The organism is Streptosporangium saharense, from assembly GCF_014203715.1.
GTDB lineage: Bacteria > Actinomycetota > Actinomycetes > Streptosporangiales > Streptosporangiaceae > Streptosporangium > Streptosporangium saharense.
In genome coordinates this window covers 304,974-325,807 of the sequence record NZ_JACHJP010000008.1, presented here as the reverse complement: position 1 = coordinate 325,807, position 20,834 = coordinate 304,974, and the positions used below count along the sequence as shown (strand labels likewise).

Below are 20,834 nucleotides of genomic sequence, written 5' to 3'. Positions count from 1 at the left end.
CCGACCGTAGCTCAGCCACACCACGATCTTGCACGCGGGATCGACGCCGATCCGGCGGGGCCGTCCCGAGGCTTTCTCGTATGGGGCGATTCATTTTCCGCAGCCCGAGGCGTTCATGATCAAGCTGTGTGCGGTACGGCTCGGATTGTCGGTGTGGTAGGCCACACTCTGCCAGGTCAGGATGATCACCAACAGGGCGAAGGCGTTGACATGGCACAGTTGCTGCGGAGGCTCGACGATGAGATCTACATCGAGTACAACACGTTCGGGCTGGACGGCACTGATCTGCCGACGTGGGGTTCCCCCACCGACGAGATCTACCACTTCGTCGCAGCCGTGCGGCTGGAGTCCTGGGATGCCGAGCCTGGGCCAGCAGATGCCTCGTGGACGCCGGTCAGCTCGACGACGTTCGTCGCGGAGAGCGGTGTGGTCGCCATCGTCTCGATGATGGACGGCAGGGGGCATGACTTCTTGATTGGGCCGCCGCGTTTCGAGTACGGCGTGGACATGTATCTGCGTGCGCCAGAGCCGGGCGACGGGCATGCCACGGGTAAGTGCGAGGAGACGTGGCTGCTGAGGTTCTGGCCGATCCGGGACGTCTTCGACCCGATCACGCACGCGGCGCCGTTCTCCTATATCGCGCGCGGGGTTCTGTACTACTCGATCGACCTTGAACCCGAGCAACTCGTGCAACCGCCGGCGCGGCGGGAGGTGCCGGTACCGGTCTCGGCGGTAACGGACTGGGCGTCGCTGCGCGTGGACCCGGATTTGGACACCTTCGATGGCTGGCTACGTAGGTTGCGCCGCATGGCCGAAAACAGGGACGTCACCGTTCACGAGTTGCTGCGCGCGGCCGGGATTGACATCGAGGACGGCGTGGACCTCACTCCGGCCTCCTGTACCCCTCCGCAGGCGCGTGCGGGGCGGTTCAAGGATCCGCTGATTGACCGCTACTACGCCGAGCAGGCGCAGCGGGGCTCGCTGTCCGGGAAAAACCTGAGCGAGGATCAGCTGCGCGAGTATACCGACGGCGAGCGCATCGCCAAGGAGTTGTGCCGTGCTGACACCCGGACGTTCTCTGTGCCCGTCGAAGGCCGTGGTGCCCTGTATGTACCACCGGGTGTCAGCCGCCGCGTGTGGCGGTGGGAGGACGACATGCTCGGCGGCGAACTCATGGACGACGGGCTGACAGTGGATCGGCAGATTCTGGCCAGGAACCCGTGGACCAGGCAGATCCTCGTCTCCGGCATCGTGACGGTCCTGCGCCGCGATCACAACAGGCGCGGCTGTGACGACACCGTCTGGTACGTGGTGCGCGACGCCGAGCCGCACGAGGCGGCCAGGACTTTGTGTGCGGAGGCCACCTGGGAGGAAGACCCGGAGCGGCGCCAGGTCTTGGACGAGGTGGCCAGGGAGAAGCTGCTCGACCTGCGGGCCACCTACAGGAGCCGGGAGAGGTGAGGGCATCGCCGCATCGCCGCTACTTCCGGCCCGACACCACCATGGATCAGAAAGAGGCACCGGGTATGGCGGCGCCGAGAACGGGGCGGTGAAGGTGTCCCGGGATGATCGTGATGCCGGTGACGCGGCCAGCCAGGGCCAGGCCCTCCGGGATGGGGTTGTCGATGCTGTCCTCGGCGGCCGGATCGATGCCCAGTTCGCGGAGGTGACGGTTGAGTCGGTCGCGATCCGCACCCCACCTGTCGACGGGAAACCCCGGGTTGATGTCGGTGATGAGCTGGCCGTCGACGGCATAGGCGACGTGGTGCTGGGCGTAGTCGTGCCGATGCACCGTCACGGCCTCTCCGCCGTCGCGTGACAGGGCGCCCAGAACCTCTCGTCGTGCGCCGCGCCAGCCGCAGTCCTCGATCGCGATGCTCCAGTCCCCGATTCGCCTCACGGTGATGATCTGAGGTCCTTCCGGATAGGAGTAGTCCCAATCTTCGATCAGCCGGATGTCCTCGTCCGCGGCGCCGAGCCGACGCAGCACCTCGTGCTCGTCGAGCCCACGAACGAAGACGATCGTGTAGACGTCCCCGAGCTGGCTGTTCCCCTCCCACGCGTAGTCCTCCGGCGACGGGCCGGGGGTTCTCGCGGTGGCGTGGACCATCTCGAACGTTCTCGCCTGCTCGTAGACCTCGGGATGAGCGGCGAGGAAGGCGTCGATGATCTCCGGTGCGACCCGGCCACGCTCGCTGACGGCATAGCCCTTCGCCTTCGCCCATTCGCGCATGCGGAGGGAGGTGTCACGGGAGAGCCCCTCGCGGTAGGTGACACGGAGGGGTGCGAAGTCAGCATCAGACATGATCAAAAACTACTTGCCTTGTCCGCCCGTCCAGACCCTGTGCTTCTCTCGACAGGCCGTGACGACGAGGCTGAAGTGCGGGCCAAGTCACCGGGATCTTCGTTATCCAAAGATCCGAACATACACGGAACGCCCCACGGCGCATTCGGCCGGTAAGTCTGGCTAATCACCAGATCAGAGCGCCGAGTGCCCCATGAAAAGTCGTCTACTTTTGACCCGTAGATTCTGGGTTCGAGTCCCAGGCGCCCTATTTCAATGACCTGGGCAGACTCCCCGTTTCATGATCGGGAGGTCTGCCCAGGGTTGCAATCGGGTCGCGTTCAGCCGTCGAACGGTGCTCGTCCCATCCGCGCCGCCGCGTCCACCGCCAGCGTCTCCGTGATGTGGGCGTAGCGCTTGGTCGTGGTGAGGTGGGAGTGTCCCAGGGCGCCTGCGCACCCCGCAGGTCAACGCCCTGTTCCAGGGTGTGGCGCGTCGTGCACCCGGGCGATCTTGGCGAGGTTCAGGATCTCTTCCACTCGTCCCCGGCGTCGATCGGAGCGCCCAAGGGCGTGCACCACAACAGGTCCCGGCCCCGCCTTCCGTTCGGCTTTCTGCGTCTCGTGGCGGAGCCTGAGCAGTTCGAACAGGGTAGATGTAAGGCGATCTTGCGCCGCCTCTTGCCCTTGGACTTGGTGAAGGCCCACCCCCGACCCGTTGCGGACAGGTCACCCCATGTTCGGTGCAGAACCCCGGGCGCTTCCCGCCGGATGTGCGTCTTTGCCAGTGACGCACCGGTCCACAACCTAATTTGCAGGCGCTTACCGCTTATCCTGCAGAAACGGGATTATTCGAAGGTCAGCTCATACACCACCGGCGTGGAGGTGACCGCTGGTTCCTGGCTGGAGCGCTGCGCCAGTGCATGCGGGGGATCCGGGACTGAGTCAGGCACGGCAGCGTTCCTCCCGAAGGGGGACGAAGGTGCCTATAGTGGTGAGCAGCTCTCGTGGTCTAGCGGCCCAGGACAGCCGAGCGCTCTTTGGGACTCGACGGCGTCGGTTCGAATCCGGCCGGGAGCTTGAGCTTTGGGCGTGCGACCGCGCGGCTGAGGCCCACCCAGAACGCTGCGGCGCCCCGTTGTCCCGAAGGACAGTGGGGCGCTTTTGTCTGGACTTGCGAGCCATTACATGGAGTTCTCTGGCGGCCGCATCCACGGTCCGTCCACTGCGTCGGTCAGGCGGCCATACCCGCCCGTCGAATCCGGTTCTTCTGGCGTTACGAAAAGGGGATGAAGAGGCAGCTGCTTCGGTTGACCTTTTTATTGGATTTGATTTCGAGCCTTTTTGAAGCAGTACGTCGACTGGCATGCTGCATACACGATCGAGAAGCGAATTATGGTCGGCCATGAGCGCGTAAGGAAATCCTCACGTGCCAGGACAATCGTTGTGTGTGTTGTTGTCGCAGGTGTGGTGCTCGTCTGTGGTCTGTTTCTTCTCAACCGTGATGACTCCCGGCAGGTGGATCTGTCCACCGTGCTGGACCAGGTTCGGTCCGGCAGGGTCTTCACGGCCAAGATTGTCGACGCCGAGCGGCGGATTGAGATCATCACGGTGGACAAGAAGCACTTTCACGCCTACTGGGGTGAGACTGACGAGCGGGGTGCGAGCCTTGTCGATGTGCTCACGAAGGCTCAGCTTCCGGGCGGTTACTCGGTTGAGGTTCCCATATCCCGGGGGTGACCCCGGGGTGTCGAGATTCGTTGTGGTCGCTCGCCGTACGTGATCGGGACGCCAGGAGTGGGGCTGGACCCACTCGGTCGTACGGCCATGCCCATATTGGGTTGGTTGGGGGGTCCGTAACGTCGTTGGCACAGCGACGGCGGAGGAGAGAGATCATGGCGAACATCGGTGACATCGCGGCCTCGGCAGGGTTCGTCACGGTGAAGAAGTGTGTTGTGCTTTTTGGGGCCGTTGGTGGCATCGTTCTGGGGACGGTCGCGGTGATGGCGTTCGCCGGGCATGAGGTGAGTTCGTTCATGTGGATCCGGGGAGGCGTCCTGCTCGCGGTCGCGCCGCTGATTTATCGGATGGTCGTCCGTGCTTCTGAGGGGTCGTACAAGGCGCTCGACCGGGTGCGCACCCTGTCCACCATTCTGCCGATCGCGATCATCGGTGTTGACCTGATTCCCGGTCTCTGCCCGGCGTGGTACGCGGTGCTCCAGGGGTTGTCCGCGCTGGCCCTTGTCGGCGTCGCCTTCATCACCCGTGGTTCCGCGATGCGCGCCGCCTTCCCCGAGAAGAAGTGAAGTCATGAGCCCTTCGGAGGGTCGGGCCGCGCACGCCGCTTCGACCTTCCGCGCTCGCGTCACCTGTGGCGCCCGATTCCCGATCGACCGGCTGGCCGTACCCCTCTAGAGAAAAGCAGGGGCGGACGGCGGCGGTCAGTTGTTGGGTTCCTTTCGGATCTTGGCGTAGTGGCGGGCGGCTCGGGCTCGGTTGCCGCAGCCGGGTGAGCACCATTCGCGCCTCGGGATGTCGCGGACGAAGTACAGCACGCAGCCCGGCGCCTGGCAGACGCGGAGCTGGCAGCACGATGGTCCGGCGAACAGGTCCACGGCGTCCTCGGCCAGTGCGGTGACCGCGGCGGCGACGGGACGGCCGCTGAAGCACACCGCCGCGTGCGGCTCGGGAGTGGCACGCAGCTCGTGCCAGCGGGGGGTCTGGCCCGCATGGCGGTTGAGGGTCGTGACCGCGTCCGGGTCGAGGTCGTGGCCGTCGACGGCCGCGGCGCAGAGGGTCCTGATGGCGTCCCGCAGTTCCCTGGTGAGGCGCAGGTCGCGGTCGGTCACGCCGTGGATGTCGGCGTCGTCGAGTTCGACCGCGAGGCGTGGGCGCATGTCGCGCAGCCACGCGGCCAGGTGCTCGACGGTCTGCAGGCCCTCCTTGCGACGGCCTCTCGCGGCGTAGACGGTGTTGGCCAGTTCGATGGGCGGCGGTTCGCCGAGGAGCGGAGCACCGCCACCTGTGAGGTGTTCCACTTTCACCCTTCTAACGCTACATCCAGGTTGACAGCGTTATAACCGCTGTGCGTATTCTAACGGTCTGAGAGCCGATAAACCGTTAGAAGCTGGAGACTTCGCATGAGCACACCGGCCCTGCAGACCGGACACGTCGGTCTGAACGTGACCGACCTGGCGCGTTCCATCGCCTTCTACCGCCGGGTCTTCGGCGTCGAGGTCCTGGGCGAGCAGAGCGAGGGCGACCGCAGATTCGCCTTCCTCGGCCGTGACGGCACGCTGCTGGTGACGCTGTGGCAGCAGAGCGGCGGCACGTTCCCCGTGGACCGGCCCGGCCTGCACCACCTGTCGTTCCAGGTGCCCGACATCGAGGCAGTCCGCCGTACCGAGGCCACCCTGCGCGAGCTCGGCGCGGAGCTGGTCTACGACGGGGTCGTCCCGCACGGCGAGGGAGCGTCCTCCGGTGGGGTGTTCTTCACCGATCCGGACGGCATCCGCCTTGAGGTCTACGCGCCGAGCGGCGCCGACACCGCACCGGCGCCCACCCAGGGCGCGCCGACCTGCGGATTCTTCTAAGCCATGTTCCACAGGGGCGAACATGTGGTGCAGCGCCGCGCCGGGGTAACCGTCGAAGGGCGGGGGTCGGCCGGTGTGGGGGCGAACATCCCACCGGTGGCGGCGGAGTTTCTCGGTCTTCAGCGGTTTCTGGTGCTCGCGGCGACCGACGAGGCGGAGGCGGCGTGGGTCACGGTGCTCACCGGTCCGCCCGGGTTCGCCACGGCGGTCGATGACCGTACCGTCGTCGCCGACCGGCTGCCGGGAACCGGTGATCCCCTCGAAGGCCTCTTCGAGACCGAGCGGCAGGTGGGGGTGCTCGCGATCGAACCGGCCGCCAGGAAGCGGATGCGCGTCAACGGCAGGGGACGTCGGCACGGGGACCGGCTCGTGATCCGCACCGAACAGGTGTATGCCAACTGCCCGAAACACATCCAGACCCGTAGCTATGCCGACGACTCACCCTCGGCGGACAGGACGGCGCTCGTCACCGGCGAGCTCACCGCCGACCAGCGGCGGTGGATCACCGCGGCCGACACGTTCTTCGTCGGCACGTACGCGGCAGGGCTGGGGGCCGACGCGTCACACCGCGGCGGCAACCCCGGGTTCGTCACGGTGACCGACGGCGGTCGGCTGACCTGGCCCGACTACGTCGGCAACTCGATGTACATGACGCTGGGCAACCTCGAACTCGAACCGCGCTGCGGGCTGCTGTTCCTGGACTGGGAGAACGGCCACACCCTGCACCTGACCGGCCGCGCCCGTGTCGACTGGGACCGGGAGCGGGCAGCAGCCGTACCGGGTGCGCAGCGGTTGGTCGACTTCGACGTCGAGGAGGTCGTCGAGGTCGTCGGCGGGCTCCCCCAACGGTGGTCCTTCGGCGGCTACTCCCGGTTCAACCCCGTCTGAGAGAGAACCATGCGCGTCCATGTCGACATGACCCTGTGCCAGACCCACGCCCAGTGCGTGTTCGCCGCCCCGGAGGTGTTCGCCATCGGCGACGACGAGGAGCTGGTCTACGACGCCGCGCCCGGCGACGCGTCGTGGCCCGCCGTCGAGGAGGCGGCCCGCGCCTGTCCCGTGCAGGCGATCTTCCTGGACGAGGACTGACCGACGCGCCGCGTCACGATCTCCGACACCGTACGGCGAGCCTGAGCGCGGTGCGGAAGCTCCGCCAGACGACGAGAACAGACGATGAGAACAACAGACGATGAGAACAGAGGAGTGCACATGAGCCGTCCGCCCTTTCCGCCCTTCACCGCCGAGACCGCCCGCGCCAAGGTCCAGGCCGCGGAGGACGCCTGGAACACCCGCGACCCGCAGCGGGTGGCACTCGCCTATACGCCCGACTCGGTCTGGCGTAACCGCGACGAGTTCGTCACCGGTCGCGATGAGATCGTCGCCTTCCTGACCCGCAAATGGGAAAAAGAACTCGACTACGCCCTTCGCAAGGAACTCTGGGCGTTCACCGAGGACCGGATCGCCGTCCGGTTCCAGTACGAATGGCACGACGCCGAAGGACAGTGGTGGCGCAGCTACGGCAACGAGCTGTGGGAGTTCGACGCCGAGGGGCTGATGCGACGACGCGAGGCGAGCATCAACGACCTCAGGATCACCGCGGAACAGCGACGCGTCTTCGGCCCCCGCCAGGCCGACGAGCACGGCCTCTCCATTCCGCTCGCCTAGCCGCTCCGCCCGATCGAGGAGTGCCGGTCGGTCGTCGGGGGGACGACGCGCGCCGACACCGGCACCTACCTTCCCAATCTGACCGCCCGGTTCGCGGCGGTCCTCATGGGAGGGGAAGAACAATGTCGGTGCTCGCGGATCCACGCGCCTTTCGCAGGTCGGCAGCCGGGATCTGCCTGATCGTCGCGCCGCTCGTCTACGTGGTGGCCATCGTCGCCGACCCGGCGCTCAGGCAGGGTGGCGACACCGTCGGCGTCTACGGCAAGTATCCGGAGCAGGTCTCGGTCAGTGCCTCACTGCTCCACTGGAGCTGGGTGCTGCTGCTCCCCGGCATCGTCGGGATGATCCACCTGATTCGGGAGCGTGGCGTCATCTTCGGGCACATCGCCGGGGGGCTCGCGTTCCTCGGCATCGTGAACTTCTCCGGGCTGATGCTCGGCGACTTCTTCTACTCGCGGCTCGAAAGGGCTCTGCCCGCCGCCCAGGGCGCCATGCTCGCGGACCAGGCGTTCGCCGACCCCGGGGCCCGGTACGGATTCCAGATCCCGGGGTTCGTCGGGCTGCTCGGTCTGTTCCTGCTCGGTCTGGCCCTGGCCTACGCCCGGCGCGGGCCGTGGTGGGCTCCCTTCGCGATGCTGATCGGCATCCTGGTGGGGCCGGTCTTCCCGTTCGGCACGATCGCGGGCGGGGCGCTCTATCTCGGCGGTGCCGGAGTGATCGGGCTCGGGATGCTGCGGATGAGCGACGACGAGTGGTCGGGGGAACCGGCTCAGCCGAGCGGGAACCTCGCGAACACCCGGTAGTGGCCGCCCGCGATGGGGCCGACGGACAGTTCGCCGCCGTGCATCTCGGTCCGTTCCCGCATCCCGATCAGGCCGTGTCCGCCGTCGGGCAGAGGGTGGGCGGCGCCGTCGTCCGGGCCCGCTCCGTCGTTGATCACGAGGATGCTCAGCTCGGCGGGGCCGTACGCGATGGTGATGTCCACGTTGGAGGCGCGCGCGTGTTTCAGCACGTTCGTCAGAGCTTCCTGGACCAGGCGGTAGGCGGACAGGTCGAGTCCGGAGGACAGGGGCGCCGGGGTGCCGATGATCCGTAGCTCGATCTTCGGCCCCGCTTCCCTGACCTGCGCGATCAGTTCGTCCAGGCGGTCCAGGCCGGGCTGGGGAGCGGAGCGCAGCATGCCCAGCATGAGCATGAGTTCGCCGATGGTCTCCCGACCGGCCTGCTCGACGCCGAGCAGCAGCGTGCGTTCGCGTTCCTGGCCGTCGCCGAGCATTCTGCGCACCCCGCCCACGTGCAGGGTCATCAGGCTCACGTTGTGGGAGACGATGTCGTGCAGTTCGCGGGCGATCCGCGCGCGCTCCTCGGCCACCGCCCAGCGGGCCCGCTCCTCACGTTCCATCTCCAGGCGGGTGCTGTGCCGGGCCAGCCGGGTCGTCCGGTCCATCTGCCGACGCAGCAGGATGCCGCTGGTGTAGGCCACCCCCACGAAGATGGCGGTGATCAGGACTTCCGGGACGTCGACGTGTCTCAGGGTCTGCAGGTGGCCGTACGCGATCAGCAGACAGCCGAGTCCGGCGATCCCGCGGCGGCTGCGCAGCTCGGCCGCGCTCGCCACGCCGTGCAGGAGGATCAGGGTTGAGTAGAGGTGCCACGCGGCGTAGTACTCCGCGTTCGTCATCCTCTGTACGGCGAAGCCGAGCACGGTCAGCGCCAGAAGAGCGGTCATCGGGAACGTGCGCCGGAAGAGCAGCAGCACCCCGGAGAGGATCGCCCCCACCGCCATCGGCGTCGGGTTCTCGATCTGGTCGTATCCGAGCCCCTGGCGGCCGAAGGACTCCACAAGCCCGGCCACGGTCACCGCGAGGGAGAGCAGCAGATCCGGCCAGGTCAACCGCGTCAGCACGGCTCGTCCCGTGAGTTCTCACGTCGCCGGCCGGGCCGTACGATCCCCGCCTCGTAGGCGAAGACGACCGCGTGGATGCGGTCGCGCAGGCCGAGCTTGTGCAGGACATGGGTGACATGGGTTCGTACGGTCACCTCACCGATGCGCAGTTCCCGCGCTATCTCGGGGTTGGACATCCCGTCCGCGAGCAGCCGCAGCACCTCCAGCTCACGGGGGGTGAGCGTGGCCAGCTCGGGCGGCGGGGTCAGCTCGGGCTGGGCCGCGAACGCGTCGATCACCCGTGGAGCGACCGCGGGGTCGATGACCGCCTCCCCGGCCGCCGCCGCACGTATGGCCTCGATCAGTTGCTCGGCCGGGGAGCTCTTGAGAACGAAGCCGTGAACCCGCGCGCGCAGCGAGGCGTGCAGGTTGTCGTCCGTGTTGAACGTGGTCAGCATGACGATCCTCGGCGGTCGCGGGTCTTCGAGGAGCTGCCGGGCGGCGCTCAGGCCGTCCAGCCCCGGCATGGCGATGTCCATCAGCAGGACGTCCGGCCGCCGCTGACGGGCCACGGCGAGAGCCTGACGGCCGTCTGCCGCCTCCCCGACGACCTCGATGCCGGGCGCCGTCTCGACGACGAGCCGCAGCCCGGCGCGGATCATCGCCTGGTCGTCCGCGATGACCAACCTGATCGCCACTGGAATCTCCGTTTTCGGATTTTGGGCAGGACCACAAGGTAGAAGGTACGAGATAGGCGAAACACTGATATCCCCGGAAACGGGGAGGTGAGGGCGGCAGGTCTCCACCACGTGGCGGACCTCGCCTCCACCACGTGACCGATCCGGTTCCGTGAGCGAGATGTCTCGTACCATGACTTCGTGTATGGCCTGATTCGCTCCGTGTGGTGCGAGCCCCGTTCCCCCGACGCGCCGCGGCGGGTGTGGCGCGACTGGGTGCTCGTGGGGGTGCTGCTGCCGGTCGCGCTGCTCGAAGGGGTGGTACGGCCGGACATGCCCTCGCGGGTGATCTCGGTGAGTCTCGCGGTCGCCCTGGTGCCCACGCTGTTGTGGCGCCGTACCCACCCGCTGCTGATGGTCGTGATCGCCTTCGGCGCTTCGGGGGTGGCCCAGGTGCTGGCGGGTGGCCACTCGCCCGAGTCCAACACCATGGTCTATCTGCTTCTGCTGCCCTACGCGCTGTTCCGGTGGGGGTCCGGGCGAGAGGCGATCATCGGGTTGGCGGTCATCCTCGCCAAGGCCGCGTTCTCCGTGGTCCTGGACTATCCCGGTCCCGCCAACGCCGCCGCGGCCTTCGCCGTCGTGCTCTCGGTGGTCGCCGTGGGAGCGGCGTTCCGGTACCGGACGAGGGCGCGGGCGCGGGAGCTCGACCAGGCGAAACTGCTCGAACGCGAGCAACTGGCCCGGGATCTGCACGACACCGTCGCCCATCACGTCTCGGCGATGGCGATCCGGGCGCAGGCGGGGCTGGCGACGGCGGCGTCGCGGCCGGACGCCGCGACCGAGGCGTTGCGGGTGATCGAGGCCGAGGCGGCCCAGGCGCTCGCCGAGATGCGCGCCATGGTTCACGTCCTGCGCCGGAACACGCCCGTGGACCTGGCCCCCGGGCGGAGCATCGCCGACCTCTCCCAGCTCGAAAGCCCGGGACAGTCAGGCCCGTCCGTCCGGGTGGAGATCGAGGGCGACGTCACCGGCCTCTCCCCCGCCGTCGAGGCCGCGGTCTACCGGCTCTCTCAGGAGTCGGTCACCAACGCCCGGCGCCACGCGCGGCACGCCACCCACGTGCTGGTCCGCGTCAGTGCCGATGACACGTCGGTACGGCTGCGCGTGAGCGACGACGGCGATCCCGTCCGGCCCTCGGGGGCGCCCGGTTACGGGATCACCGGCATGATCGAACGGGCCGATCTTCTCGGGGGGACCTGCGTGGCGGGCCCCGATCCCGACCGGGGCTGGAGCGTCACCGCCGTACTGCCGCGCACAGGAGTGGCCGGATGAGCGTCCGGGTGCTGGTCGCCGACGACCAGGAGATCGTCCGTACCGGACTGGTGATGATCCTCGGCGCGCAGCCGGGGATCGAGGTGGTCGGCGAGGCCTCCGACGGGCGGCGGGCTGTCGAACTCGCCCGGCGGCTCCGGCCTGACGTGTGTCTTCTCGACATCCGGATGCCCGTGCTCAACGGCATCGAGGCCACCCGGATGCTCGCCGGGCCCGCCGTGGACGATCCGCTCGCCGTCGTGGTCATCACCACCTTCGACCTCGACGAGTACGTCTACGCGGCGCTGCGCGCGGGGGCGCGGGGGTTCCTGCTGAAGAACGCCGGTGCCGCGCTGCTGTCCCAGGCCGTGCACGCCGCGGCGGCCGGTGACGCCCTCATCGAGCCGAGCGTCACGGCCCGCCTGCTCACCGCCTTCGCGCACGCCGGGCCCGCCGCGTCCCCGGTCCGTCCCATCGAGGCGCTCACCGACCGAGAGGAGCAGATCCTCGTCACGGTGGCCAGGGGGCGTACCAACAGTGAGATCGCCGACGAGCTTCACATCTCGCTCAGCACGGTCAAGACCCACATCGCCAGCCTGATGGCCAAGCTCGGCGCCAGGAACCGGGTGGAGATCGCCATGTGGGCGTACGAGACCCGGCGGGTCAGGAGCTAACGTCTGCGGATGATCCACTCGGCCACGGTGAGGTTGATGATCCATCCGGCGCCCACGAGCAGGGCTCTGGGGGTCTCTTCGAGGGGGCCGACGAGGAGGATCCAGGGGAGTTGGGTGAACGCCTGGGTGCCCGCGGCCACGCCGATCGCGTAGGCGCGGACCATCCAGGCGCGGTGGCGGCGGAAATCTCTCCGTCTGATGGCGACGAAGCCGAGGACGAGGGAGACGGCCATCGCCGTACCGAACACGAGCCGGAAGGCCGCGAGGAGATCGCCGTCGCCTGCCGGGTGGGGGTAGAAAACGGTCATCCACAGGCCGGAGAGCGCGGTGACGAGTCCGCACACGACAAGGACTCGCCCTGCCGTACGGTGCCAGCCCGGTCTTCTGCGACGGAACCCCTTCGCGAACTGGAAGGCGCCCACGATGCCGTAGAGCGTCGCCCCGATGATGTGTGCCACCACGGGCAGCGGTACCGCGAGGAAGCGCGCGTTGGCGGGGGTGACGGCCGCGCCGCCCGCCAGTTCTCCCAGGCGGAGGGCACCGGCGACCACCGGGATCACGCTGAGCATGATCAGGCCGGTGGGTCCCAGCCATCCGGGGGCCGTGTTCCGCACACTGTTCTCGGTCATGGAGGGATCGTGGCTTTTCCGCCGGTGTCTGTTCATCGCAAGAAAGGCTTGGTTCGGGTCAGCCGATCTTCCAGAGATCAGGCGTACTTTCGGCTGATCTGGTGGTCCGGTCGCGTTTCCTAGCCTTTGGCTGCCTCCGTTTCCGCATTGACCCGCGTAAGGAGATGGCGATGAAGGCGTTCGTCTCGCGTTCCTACGGCCCACCCAATGTCCTGAAATTTACGGAAATTCCTGTCCCGGCGCCCCGGGACGACGAGGTTCTGGTCCGGATACGTGCCTGCTCCGTGAATCCGTACGACTGGCACAACATGCGCGGTGAGCCGTACCTCGCCCGGCTGATGCCCGGCGGGCTCGCGCTCCGCGCACCGAAGATCACCATTCTGGGCGCCGACATCTCCGGCCAGGTCGAGGCCGTGGGCAAGGACGTCACGGAGTTCCGTCCCGGTGACGATGTGTTCGCCGTCATCAGCGGTGGCGGCTTCGCCGAATATGTCTGCGTCCGCGAGTCCGACCTCGCCCCGAAGCCGGAGAACCTCTCCCACGAGGAGGCCGCAGCCGTACCCATGGCCGCCAACACCGCCCTGCTCGCGCTGCGCGACGAGGGCCATGTCCAGGCAGGGCAGCGCGTTCTCGTCAACGGCGCCTCCGGTGGGGTCGGCACGTTCGCCGTGCAGCTCGCCCGCGCCCTCGGCGCCGAGGTCACCGGCGTCTGCGGTGCCGGGAACGTGGACCTGGTCCACTCGCTCGGCGCGACCGGGGTCATCGACTACACGACCCGGGACTTCACCCGCGAGACCCGGCGCTACGACCTGCTCGTGGACATCGCGGGAAGCAGACCGGTCTCCGTCTCCCGTCGCGTACTGCACCCCAGGGGGGCCTACGTGGTGGTCGGCGGGCCGCCGGGGCGCTGGGTGCAGCCCATGGGCCACGTGCTCTCCGCCCTGGCGACCTCCCGCTTCGTCGGCCAGCGGATATCGGTGACCGACGCCCTCAGTTGCCCCAGCCCCAAGCGGAACCTGCTGACGTTGAGCGCGTTCCTGAACGACAAACGGGTGGTCCCGGTCATCGACCGGCGCTACCCCTTCGAGGAGATCCCCGAGGCCATCGCCTACCTGGAGAAGGGCCACGCCCCCGGCAAGGTCGTCATCTCCGTCTGAGGGCGTCACTTCACGCCGGGTAGAGGGCTGCCAGGGATTTGGTGGTCTGGGTTAGTTTCTGGCGGAGGTCTGGGGGGTCCAGGACTTCCACTTCGGCGCCCAGTCTGAGGAACTCAGATTGGGCGTGGGTCAGTGACTCGATGGGCACCGTGGCCGTGATCCAGCCCTCGTTGTCGGGGGTACCGGCTGTCTCCTCCACGGCGCTGATCACGGCGGAGCTCATCAGGTCGGAGAGCCGTTGCCGCCCTTCCGGGGAGAGCCGGATCACCGCGTGGCCCTGGAACAACCGTGAGCGGAAGTCCGCCAGGTGCTCGCGCCAGTATTCGGCCAGGTCGAAGCCGTCAGGACGCTCGAAGGTCTCGGCCGCCACCCGCAGGTCGAGGATCTGGCTGACCCGGTAGGTCCGCATCGCGCCCTCACATCGGGCCACGAGATACCACTTCCCCCCTTTCAGGACCAGTCCGTACGGCTCCAGCCTTCTCTCGACCTCGGACGGCGCGGCCCAGCGCCGGTAGAGGACGTGGAGAACCCGCTTGTTCCAGACGGCCTTGGCCACCTCGGGGAGGTGAGGCGGCTGGTCACCGTCGTAGTACCAGCCGGGCGCGTCGAAATGGAAGTGCTCCCGGACCCGTCTGGCCCCCTCCCGGAAGGCCGGTGGGAGGGCGGCCTCGATCTTGAGTTCGGCAGCCGCGGCCAGCGTGCCGAGACCGAGTTCGGCGGCCGGTCCGGGCATTCCGGCCAGGAAGAGCGCCTCGGCCTCCTGGGCGGTCAGTCCGGTGAGTTTGGTACGGAAGCCAGCGAGAAGCTGGTAACCACCCTCATGCCCGGCTTCGCCGTACAGGGGGATGCCCGCGGTGTGCAGTGAACCGACGTCGCGGTAGATCGTGCGGACGCTGACCTCGAGTTCGTCCGCGAGTTGCCGGGCTGTCAGGCGGCCGCGTGACTGGAGCAGCAGGAGGATGGACAACAGCCGGGAAGCTCGCATCCACTGACAATACGTGTCAGCGGATGCGCCGTACGGTCAGTTCATGGTGTTCTTGAAGCGCTCTCCACGGTTAAAGCCGGGGGATTCCAGCCAGCTCGGCCTCCGTCTGCGCGGTGGCCTGAGCTGCTGTTGCTTGGCGGTTTGCCTTCCGGCCCACGCGGTTGCGTGGTTTGCGCGCCCCAGCTCGCGCACCCGGTCTGGGTTGCGCGAACTCCGCCCTCCCGGCGGTGAGGATGTTGTTGGCGGCGTGCACGTCGGCGTGCTCGGTGTGTCCGCAGGAGGTGCACCGGAAGACCGCTTGGCTCTCGCGGGACTTCGGGTCCACCACGCTGCACACGCGGCACGTGATGCTCGTGTACGCCGGGTTGACGGTGATGACGTGGCTACCGGTTTGACGGGCCTTGCTGCGGGCGGCCAGTTCGATGCGGTGCCAGCCCTTGTCCAAGATGGCCTTGTTGAGGCCGGACTTGGCCGCCGCCCCGTTGGGCAGGTAGCTGCCCGGCTGGTCGGCATCCGGCTTGGGTTTCGCGGTGGCGGTCATGTTGCGGATGGCGAGCTTCTCGAAGACGATCAGCTCGAAGCTGGTGGCCAGCACGCATGCGGTCTTGGCGGCGAAGTCAGCGCGGCGTCGCCGGACCTTGGCCAACGCCCTGCCCAGCGTGGCGGCGGCCTTCTTGCGGCGGGCCGATCCCTTACGGGTGCGGGCCAGGCGCCGCTGCAGGACAGCGGCGTGCTCGACTTCCCGGTCGGTGGCGAACACCTGATGGTGGAACACTCCGTCCGAGCGGGTGACGACCTTGACCACGCCCCGGTCGATCCCGGCCGCGCTTCCCGGATGGGCGTGCCGCTCGGGCGGGCTGATGTCGTCCTCGACGAGGAAGCTGATGTGCCAGTGCGCGCCGTCGCGGCTGACGGTGGCGTTCTTCACCTTCCCGCCCAGCGGTCGGGTGATCCGGAACCGCACCCAGCCGAGTTTCGGCAGTTTGGCCCGCGCCCAGCGCCGGTTGAGTCGCTCGATGGTGATTTTGCCGCCTTCGGGGAAGCGGAACGACGGCGCGGTGCGTGCCCGCGACTTCCAGCGGACTTTCCACGTGCCGTGCCGCGAGCAGGCTTGGTCCAGGTCAATGAGGGTCTGTTGGAGGCAGTGGCCGGGCACTTCGGCCAGCCAACCGAACTCGGTTTTGGCCTCGACCAGTTGCTGTGCCTGCTCGTGGTAGCCGATCCAAGCATCCCGCCTGCGGTAGGTGCGGCGTTGTTCCAGGGCGGTGTTCCACACGCTGCGGCACGCGCCGCCGATTCGTTCGGCGAACGCGGTCTGCTCGGCGGTCAGGTCCAGGCGGTACTTACGTCCGGTCAGCATGGCCGCTCACCGGTTCTTCTGGTTCTCGACATACCGCTTGACCACGTCCAGTGGCGCAGCGCCGACGGTGGCGACAAAGTAGGAGTTGGTCCACAGGGTCGGCAGTTTCGAGGTCAAGCTGGGGAACTCCTGTCGCAGCACCCGCGAGGAGCGGCCCTTGATGGCTTTGACCAGACGGTGGATGCCGTACTGGGGGTCCACCTCGACCAGCAGGTGGACGTGGTCGGGCATGACCTCCAGCTCGATCAGCCACGCCTGCTTCTCGGTGATCACCTCGCGGATCAGTTCCTTCAGCCGCGTCTCGATCCGTCCGCCGAGAACGCGCCGCCGGTACTTGGGGCACCACACGACGTGGAACGCGCACTGGAACGCGATGTTGCTGTTCGTGCGGAGGGTCACGGCCACAACGATCGTTATACAGCTTCTCGCTGTCTATCGCTCAAAGATTCGAGAGAAGGGCTTACCCCCATGACTGAAGCCAGGGGCCCGCGCCCTAGATCTCCGATCGAGGTGCACACGGCCACCGCCGGGCAGCCCGCCATCGGCTGCCCGGACGAGGACCCCTCGCACTTCGTGCCGGAGACACGGCGGTGGGCCGGATGCGTGTGGGAGCTCCCCGCGCTCGAACACGAGCGGGCCGCCTGGGTCCGCCACATGTTCGTCCCCGACACCCCCGATCTCGACGGTTACCTCGCCGACACGCGCCAGGAAGGACCGGTGGGCCGGTGAACGACTTCGACTTCTACGTCGGCACCTGGGACGTGGCCAACCGCAGGCTCCTGGAGCGCGGTGTCGGCGGCGACGAGTGGGAGGAGTTCCCTGGAAGGTCCGTCGCGCACAGCGTGTTCGGCGGCAGGGGCAACTTCGACGAGATCACCTTCCCGACCAAGGGCTTCGACGGCGCGACGCTCCGCCTGTACGACGCCGCCCGGGACGAGTGGTCCCTCTACTGGATCAACAGTGAGCGCGGTCTCGACCCGGTTCCCGTTGTCGGCCGGTTCGCCGACGGGATCGGCGTCTTCGAGGCCGACGACACCGACGACGGGCGCCCGATCCGGGTGCGGTTCACCTGGTCGGAGATCACACAGGACTCCTGCCACTGGGAGCAGGCGTTCTCCTACGACGACGGGAAGTCCTGGGAGACCAACTGGATCATGCGGTCCACCCGCGTCACGCCCCGCTAGTGTTCTCGATCAGCCGCTGGAGCACCTTCACGGTGGTGACGTAGTCGGCGTCGTCGATGTCCCGGTGGATCAGTGCCCGGATCGCCGGTGCGTGTTCCTTGAGGCGGAGGCGGGCCGCCTCCCCCTCCTCGGTGATCCACAGCCGTTCCCCGGCGTCACGGGTGAGCCAGCCGCGCTCCAGCAGGACCTCCGCCTCCGCCCGCAGGTCGTCCTCGGGCTTGATGTAGGAGCTCATGGCCTGCTGGAGCTCGGGGACGGTCATGCCGTGGCCGTCGGGTGAGAGGTCGTTCTTCGACAGGTTGCGCAGCAGCCAGAACTGGGGCTGGGTGAAGCCCAGCTCGGCCTGCCGCGCCCGGGTGAACGAGATGAGAGCCTCGTAGGCCAGCCTGGTCCAGTAGGCGGCGGGCTGCGCGGCGAGGGCGGCGTCGGAGTCGTGCTGGATCGTCATGGTGGAACCCCCCGGAGAATGACCGTTACTGAGAGCACCGTAGAACCTTGAGAAACGTTGAGGTCAACCCGGTCGGGACCTTCGACTCTGCCGGGGACGCCACGGGACGCGCAGGCTGGAAACCTATTCCAGAGGACGTGACCATGTGCAACTACTGCGGCTGCCGCCAGTTCCCGCTGATCGGCTCCCTGTCCCAGGAGCACTGGGACATCAACGAGTGCGCGGGAGCGCTGCGCCGCGCCGTCAGCGAGGGCCGACACGACGACGCCGTGAAACTCCTCGCCGAGCTGCTCGCCCTGCTGGTCCCGCACACCGCCACCGAGGAGAGCGGGCTGTTCGCCGAGCTGCGCGCCGACGGGACGCTGGCCGACGAGGTGGACCGGCTCTGCGCCGAGCACGACGACATCCACGGCGTGCTCGGCGCGATCGACCCGGCCGCACCCGACTGGCCCGCCGTACTGGCCGCGCTGGATCTGTTGCGCGAGCACATCGACCACGAGGAGCACGGCCTGTTCCCCGCGGCGGTCATCATGCTGCCGTTCGACGCCTGGGACCGCATCACGCCGGACACGACCGGGGTGCCGAACGGCCTCCAAGGACGGGTCCAAAGTCCCTCGAAACAGACCGTAGCCGGGGCATAGCGTCTCGGTCATGTACCCCACCGGCCTCCGCGTACGGCGTGCCTTCGACGAGCGTTGTCCCACGGTCTGACCATCGGCGTCGACCACAACCTTGTCGAGGACACGGACCCATGCTCGAAGACCTGCGCATTGCCGTACGGCGTGACCCAGCCCTCCACGGCCGTCACCGGCCGGAGGCGATCCTCTACCCGGGCGTCTGGGCCGTCTGGACGCACCGGCTGGCCCACCTGCTGCACCGCCACCGGGTGCCCTTCGTCCCCCGCCTGATCTCGCAGCTCTCCCGCGCCCTGACCGGAATCGAGATCCATCCCGGTGCCCGCATCGGGCGGCGGCTGTTCATCGACCACGGCACGGGGGTCGTGATCGGGGAGACCACCGTCATCGGTGACGACGTCACCCTCTACCAGCAGACCACCCTCGGGGGCCGTGGCTTCCAGTGCGACCGCGAGGGGACGCCCCGCCATCCCGTGCTCGGCGACCGCGTCACCGTCGGCGTCGGCGCCTCCGTCCTCGGTCGCGTCCACGTCGGTGACGACGCCTCGATCGGTGCCCACGCCCTCGTTCTCACCGACGTTCCCGCGGGCGTCCGGGTCCACGTGCCGCCCGCCCTCCCAAGGAGACAACCGATGCCCGACATCCACGCCGACGTCCTGTCCCTTGTCGGTTCCACCCCGCTGGTGAGCCTGTCCCGCTTCGGCGCGGGGCTCACGGCCAGGATCGCCGCCAAGCTGGAGTCGGCCAACCCCGGGGGCAGCGTCAAGGACCGCATCGCCCGCGCCATGATCGAGTCCGCCGAGGACGCGGGGCTCCTGACGCCCGAGTCCCACCTCGTCGAACCGACCAGCGGAAACACCGGCATCGGGCTCGCCATGGTGGCGGCCGTCAAGGGATACCGGCTGACGCTGACCATGCCGGAGAGCATGAGCGCCGAACGACGGGCGCTGCTCACCGCCTACGGCGCCGAACTCGTCCTCACGCCCGCCGCGCTCGGCATGAAGGGCGCCATCGCGGAGGCCGAACGGCTGGCCGCCCAGCCCGGCTGGTTCATGCTCCAGCAGTTCGCCAACCCCGCGAACCCCGACGTCCACCTGCGGACCACCGCGCAGGAGATCTGGAGTGACACGGGCGGCGAGATCGACCTGCTCGTCTGCGGCGTCGGCACCGGCGGCACCATCACCGGGGTGGGCCGCTTCCTGCGCGAGAAGAAACCGCAGGTCCGCGTGGTCGCCGTCGAGCCCGCCGAGTCCGCGGTGCTGTCGGGTCAGGCCCCGGGGCCGCACGGCATCCAGGGGCTGGGCGCCGGGTTCGTCCCCGATGTCCTGGACACCGGCGTATACGACGAGGTGGTGCGGGTGGACGTGGAGCAGGCCAGGGAGACGGCACGGCGCCTGGCGCGCACCGAGGGCATCCTCGCGGGCGTCTCCGGCGGCGCGGCCCTGCACGCCGCCCAGACCGTCGCCGCCCGCGCGGAGAACGCGGGACGGCTCGTCGTGGTCGTCCTCCCCGACACCGGCGAGCGCTACCTCAGCACCCCTCTTTTCACCGCCTAGGACTTTCCACCTCGTACGGCTTTCCGCCACCCAGCGTTTTCCGTCGTTTTCCACCCCGCAGGAACCACGAGAGGAGCCCCTTCCATGAAGGACCAGAGCGCCACGCTGGCACGGATCCGCGCCCACCACGACCAGCTCGGCCGGACGATGGCCGACCACGCCACGACCATCGCCCGCTCCGTCGACCGTCTGACCTCCCCGGCCGCCCGGCGGGAGACGATGGCGCTGTTCTGCGCCGAGGAGGTGTTGTCGCACGCCACGGCCGAGGAGAACACGCTGTACGCGGTCGCCTCCGAGCTGCCCGCAACCCAGTTGCTGGTGAGCGTGCTGCGCGACGAGCACGCCACCCTGCAGGCGTTGAACGACGACCTGGTCGCGGCGGTCACCCTGGGGGAGATCGTGAGCGCGTCGGCCGCGCTGAACGCCGTGCTCCAGACGCACCTGCAGAAGGAGAACGAGATCCTGCTGCCCGCGCTCGTCTCCGGCGGCGTCGACCTGGCGGCCGTACTGGGGGACACGCACGAGATCCTCGGAGGCGACGGCGCGGCGGACCCCGAGCAGGTCGACGAGCTCGACGTGCGCCGGTTGATTCCGGCCCAGCGCCACGAGCAGATCTTCGCCGCCTACGGGCGGCTCGCGGCGGGATCGGCGTTCGTGCTGGTCAACGACCACGACCCCAAGCCGCTCTACTACCAGTTCGCCGCCGAGCACCCCGGCGCGTTCACCTGGCGGTACGTCGAGTCCGGGCCGACGGTCTGGAAGGTCCGCATCGGCCGTCCCTGACCCGCC

Annotated in this window: 25 protein-coding genes and 1 tRNA gene; 17 read left to right on the top strand and 9 right to left on the bottom strand. The window is 68.3% G+C overall.

What is annotated here, in order from left to right:
* The first annotated feature begins 210 nt into the window (after positions 1-210).
* Complete coding sequence (locus FHS44_RS30580; protein ID WP_184720949.1) at positions 211-1,461, top strand: hypothetical protein; 1,251 nt, start codon at positions 211-213, stop codon at positions 1,459-1,461.
* Between the two features lie 46 nt (positions 1,462-1,507).
* Here the strand turns inward: FHS44_RS30580 and FHS44_RS30575 are convergent, their stop codons facing one another.
* Complete coding sequence (locus FHS44_RS30575) at positions 1,508-2,305, bottom strand: DUF6461 domain-containing protein (protein WP_184720947.1); 798 nt, start codon at positions 2,303-2,305, stop codon at positions 1,508-1,510.
* 979 nt (positions 2,306-3,284) lie between these two features.
* Between FHS44_RS30575 and FHS44_RS30570 the strand changes: the two genes are divergently transcribed.
* The 3 genes from FHS44_RS30570 to FHS44_RS30560 all read left to right on the top strand — a co-directional run bounded on the left by FHS44_RS30570 (position 3,285) and on the right by FHS44_RS30560 (position 4,589).
* Positions 3,285-3,363 (top strand) — tRNA-OTHER (locus FHS44_RS30570).
* Between the two features lie 264 nt (positions 3,364-3,627).
* Positions 3,628-4,023: a hypothetical protein gene (locus tag FHS44_RS30565; RefSeq protein WP_184720945.1), complete on the top strand. Its 396-nt coding sequence runs from the start codon at positions 3,628-3,630 to the stop codon at positions 4,021-4,023.
* 155 nt (positions 4,024-4,178) lie between these two features.
* Positions 4,179-4,589 (top strand): hypothetical protein, encoded by a 411-nt coding sequence (locus FHS44_RS30560; RefSeq protein WP_184720943.1) that lies wholly within the window; start codon positions 4,179-4,181, stop codon positions 4,587-4,589.
* A gap of 135 nt (positions 4,590-4,724) precedes the next feature.
* Here FHS44_RS30560 and FHS44_RS42495 read toward each other — a convergent pair whose 3' ends face one another.
* Positions 4,725-5,321: a CGNR zinc finger domain-containing protein gene (locus FHS44_RS42495; RefSeq protein ID WP_184720941.1), complete on the bottom strand. Its 597-nt coding sequence runs from the start codon at positions 5,319-5,321 to the stop codon at positions 4,725-4,727.
* A 102-nt stretch (positions 5,322-5,423) separates the two neighbouring features.
* Between FHS44_RS42495 and FHS44_RS30550 the strand changes: the two genes are divergently transcribed.
* The 5 genes from FHS44_RS30550 (at position 5,424) to FHS44_RS30530 (ending at position 8,344) form a co-directional block, all read left to right on the top strand.
* Complete coding sequence (locus tag FHS44_RS30550; RefSeq protein WP_184720931.1) at positions 5,424-5,876, top strand: VOC family protein; 453 nt, start codon at positions 5,424-5,426, stop codon at positions 5,874-5,876.
* A 96-nt stretch (positions 5,877-5,972) separates the two neighbouring features.
* Positions 5,973-6,764 carry a pyridoxamine 5'-phosphate oxidase family protein gene (locus FHS44_RS30545; RefSeq protein WP_312863868.1) on the top strand — a complete coding sequence of 264 codons (792 nt, stop codon included), beginning with the start codon at positions 5,973-5,975 and terminating at the stop codon, positions 6,762-6,764.
* Between the two features lie 9 nt (positions 6,765-6,773).
* Entirely contained in the window at positions 6,774-6,965 is a 192-nt protein-coding gene (locus FHS44_RS30540; protein ID WP_184720927.1) for a ferredoxin, read from the top strand.
* A 120-nt stretch (positions 6,966-7,085) separates the two neighbouring features.
* Positions 7,086-7,541: a nuclear transport factor 2 family protein gene (locus FHS44_RS30535; RefSeq protein ID WP_221461489.1), complete on the top strand. Its 456-nt coding sequence runs from the start codon at positions 7,086-7,088 to the stop codon at positions 7,539-7,541.
* Positions 7,542-7,663: 122 nt separating this feature from the next.
* Positions 7,664-8,344, top strand: coding sequence for a hypothetical protein (locus FHS44_RS30530; protein ID WP_184720925.1), 681 nt, complete (start codon positions 7,664-7,666; stop codon positions 8,342-8,344).
* On the opposite strand, the gene FHS44_RS30525 is transcribed toward FHS44_RS30530, so the two are convergent.
* Complete coding sequence (locus FHS44_RS30525; protein WP_184720924.1) at positions 8,311-9,447, bottom strand: sensor histidine kinase; 1,137 nt, start codon at positions 9,445-9,447, stop codon at positions 8,311-8,313. The two genes, FHS44_RS30530 and FHS44_RS30525, sit on opposite strands and share 34 nt — an antisense overlap.
* A complete protein-coding gene (locus FHS44_RS30520; protein WP_184720922.1) occupies positions 9,441-10,124 on the bottom strand; it encodes a response regulator in 684 nt (227 codons plus the stop codon). Before FHS44_RS30520 ends, FHS44_RS30525 begins: the two co-directional genes overlap by 7 nt.
* Before the next feature lie 180 nt (positions 10,125-10,304).
* Here FHS44_RS30520 and FHS44_RS30515 point away from each other — a divergent pair, with 180 nt between their 5' ends.
* Both FHS44_RS30515 and FHS44_RS30510 read left to right on the top strand, forming a co-directional pair.
* Complete coding sequence (locus FHS44_RS30515; RefSeq protein WP_184720920.1) at positions 10,305-11,438, top strand: sensor histidine kinase; 1,134 nt, start codon at positions 10,305-10,307, stop codon at positions 11,436-11,438.
* Entirely contained in the window at positions 11,435-12,091 is a 657-nt protein-coding gene (locus FHS44_RS30510; protein ID WP_184720918.1) for a response regulator, read from the top strand. The genes FHS44_RS30515 and FHS44_RS30510 overlap by 4 nt, the downstream gene beginning before the upstream one ends.
* Here the strand turns inward: FHS44_RS30510 and FHS44_RS30505 are convergent.
* Entirely contained in the window at positions 12,088-12,720 is a 633-nt protein-coding gene (locus tag FHS44_RS30505) for a DUF2306 domain-containing protein (protein ID WP_184720916.1), read from the bottom strand. The genes FHS44_RS30510 and FHS44_RS30505 overlap by 4 nt on opposite strands.
* Before the next feature lie 164 nt (positions 12,721-12,884).
* Here FHS44_RS30505 and FHS44_RS30500 point away from each other — a divergent pair, with 164 nt between their 5' ends.
* A complete protein-coding gene (locus FHS44_RS30500) occupies positions 12,885-13,877 on the top strand; it encodes an NAD(P)-dependent alcohol dehydrogenase (protein ID WP_312863867.1) in 993 nt (330 codons plus the stop codon).
* Positions 13,878-13,887: 10 nt separating this feature from the next.
* Here the strand turns inward: FHS44_RS30500 and FHS44_RS30495 are convergent, their stop codons facing one another.
* From FHS44_RS30495 to tnpA, 3 genes are all read right to left on the bottom strand, one after another.
* Positions 13,888-14,862, bottom strand: a complete 975-nt coding sequence (locus FHS44_RS30495; protein ID WP_184720912.1) for a helix-turn-helix transcriptional regulator — start codon at positions 14,860-14,862, stop codon at positions 13,888-13,890.
* A gap of 70 nt (positions 14,863-14,932) precedes the next feature.
* On the bottom strand, positions 14,933-16,222 hold the full coding sequence (locus FHS44_RS30490; protein WP_184720910.1) for an RNA-guided endonuclease InsQ/TnpB family protein: 1,290 nt from the start codon (positions 16,220-16,222) through the stop codon (positions 14,933-14,935).
* A 6-nt stretch (positions 16,223-16,228) separates the two neighbouring features.
* Entirely contained in the window at positions 16,229-16,627 is a 399-nt protein-coding gene (tnpA, locus tag FHS44_RS30485; RefSeq protein ID WP_184720908.1) for an IS200/IS605 family transposase, read from the bottom strand.
* A 105-nt stretch (positions 16,628-16,732) separates the two neighbouring features.
* On the opposite strand from tnpA, the gene FHS44_RS30480 reads away from it, so the two are divergent.
* Together FHS44_RS30480 and FHS44_RS30475 are read left to right on the top strand one after the other, a co-directional pair.
* Positions 16,733-16,951 (top strand): hypothetical protein, encoded by a 219-nt coding sequence (locus tag FHS44_RS30480; RefSeq protein WP_184720906.1) that lies wholly within the window; start codon positions 16,733-16,735, stop codon positions 16,949-16,951.
* Complete coding sequence (locus tag FHS44_RS30475; protein ID WP_184720904.1) at positions 16,948-17,406, top strand: hypothetical protein; 459 nt, start codon at positions 16,948-16,950, stop codon at positions 17,404-17,406. Before FHS44_RS30480 ends, FHS44_RS30475 begins: the two co-directional genes overlap by 4 nt.
* On the opposite strand, the gene FHS44_RS30470 is transcribed toward FHS44_RS30475, so the two are convergent.
* Positions 17,393-17,854 (bottom strand): winged helix DNA-binding protein, encoded by a 462-nt coding sequence (locus FHS44_RS30470; protein ID WP_184720902.1) that lies wholly within the window; start codon positions 17,852-17,854, stop codon positions 17,393-17,395. The genes FHS44_RS30475 and FHS44_RS30470 overlap by 14 nt on opposite strands.
* Before the next feature lie 47 nt (positions 17,855-17,901).
* On the opposite strand from FHS44_RS30470, the gene FHS44_RS30465 reads away from it, so the two are divergent.
* The 3 genes from FHS44_RS30465 to FHS44_RS30455 all read left to right on the top strand — a co-directional run bounded on the left by FHS44_RS30465 (position 17,902) and on the right by FHS44_RS30455 (position 20,828).
* Positions 17,902-18,495, top strand: a complete 594-nt coding sequence (locus tag FHS44_RS30465; protein ID WP_246436265.1) for a hemerythrin domain-containing protein — start codon at positions 17,902-17,904, stop codon at positions 18,493-18,495.
* Positions 18,496-18,605: 110 nt separating this feature from the next.
* A complete protein-coding gene (gene cysK, locus FHS44_RS42000; RefSeq protein WP_184720900.1) occupies positions 18,606-20,045 on the top strand; it encodes a cysteine synthase A in 1,440 nt (479 codons plus the stop codon).
* An 84-nt stretch (positions 20,046-20,129) separates the two neighbouring features.
* The gene (locus FHS44_RS30455) at positions 20,130-20,828 is read left to right on the top strand and encodes a DUF2249 domain-containing protein (RefSeq protein ID WP_184720898.1); all 699 of its coding nucleotides are present in this window, start codon (positions 20,130-20,132) and stop codon (positions 20,826-20,828) included.
* The last annotated feature ends 6 nt before the right edge of the window (positions 20,829-20,834 follow it).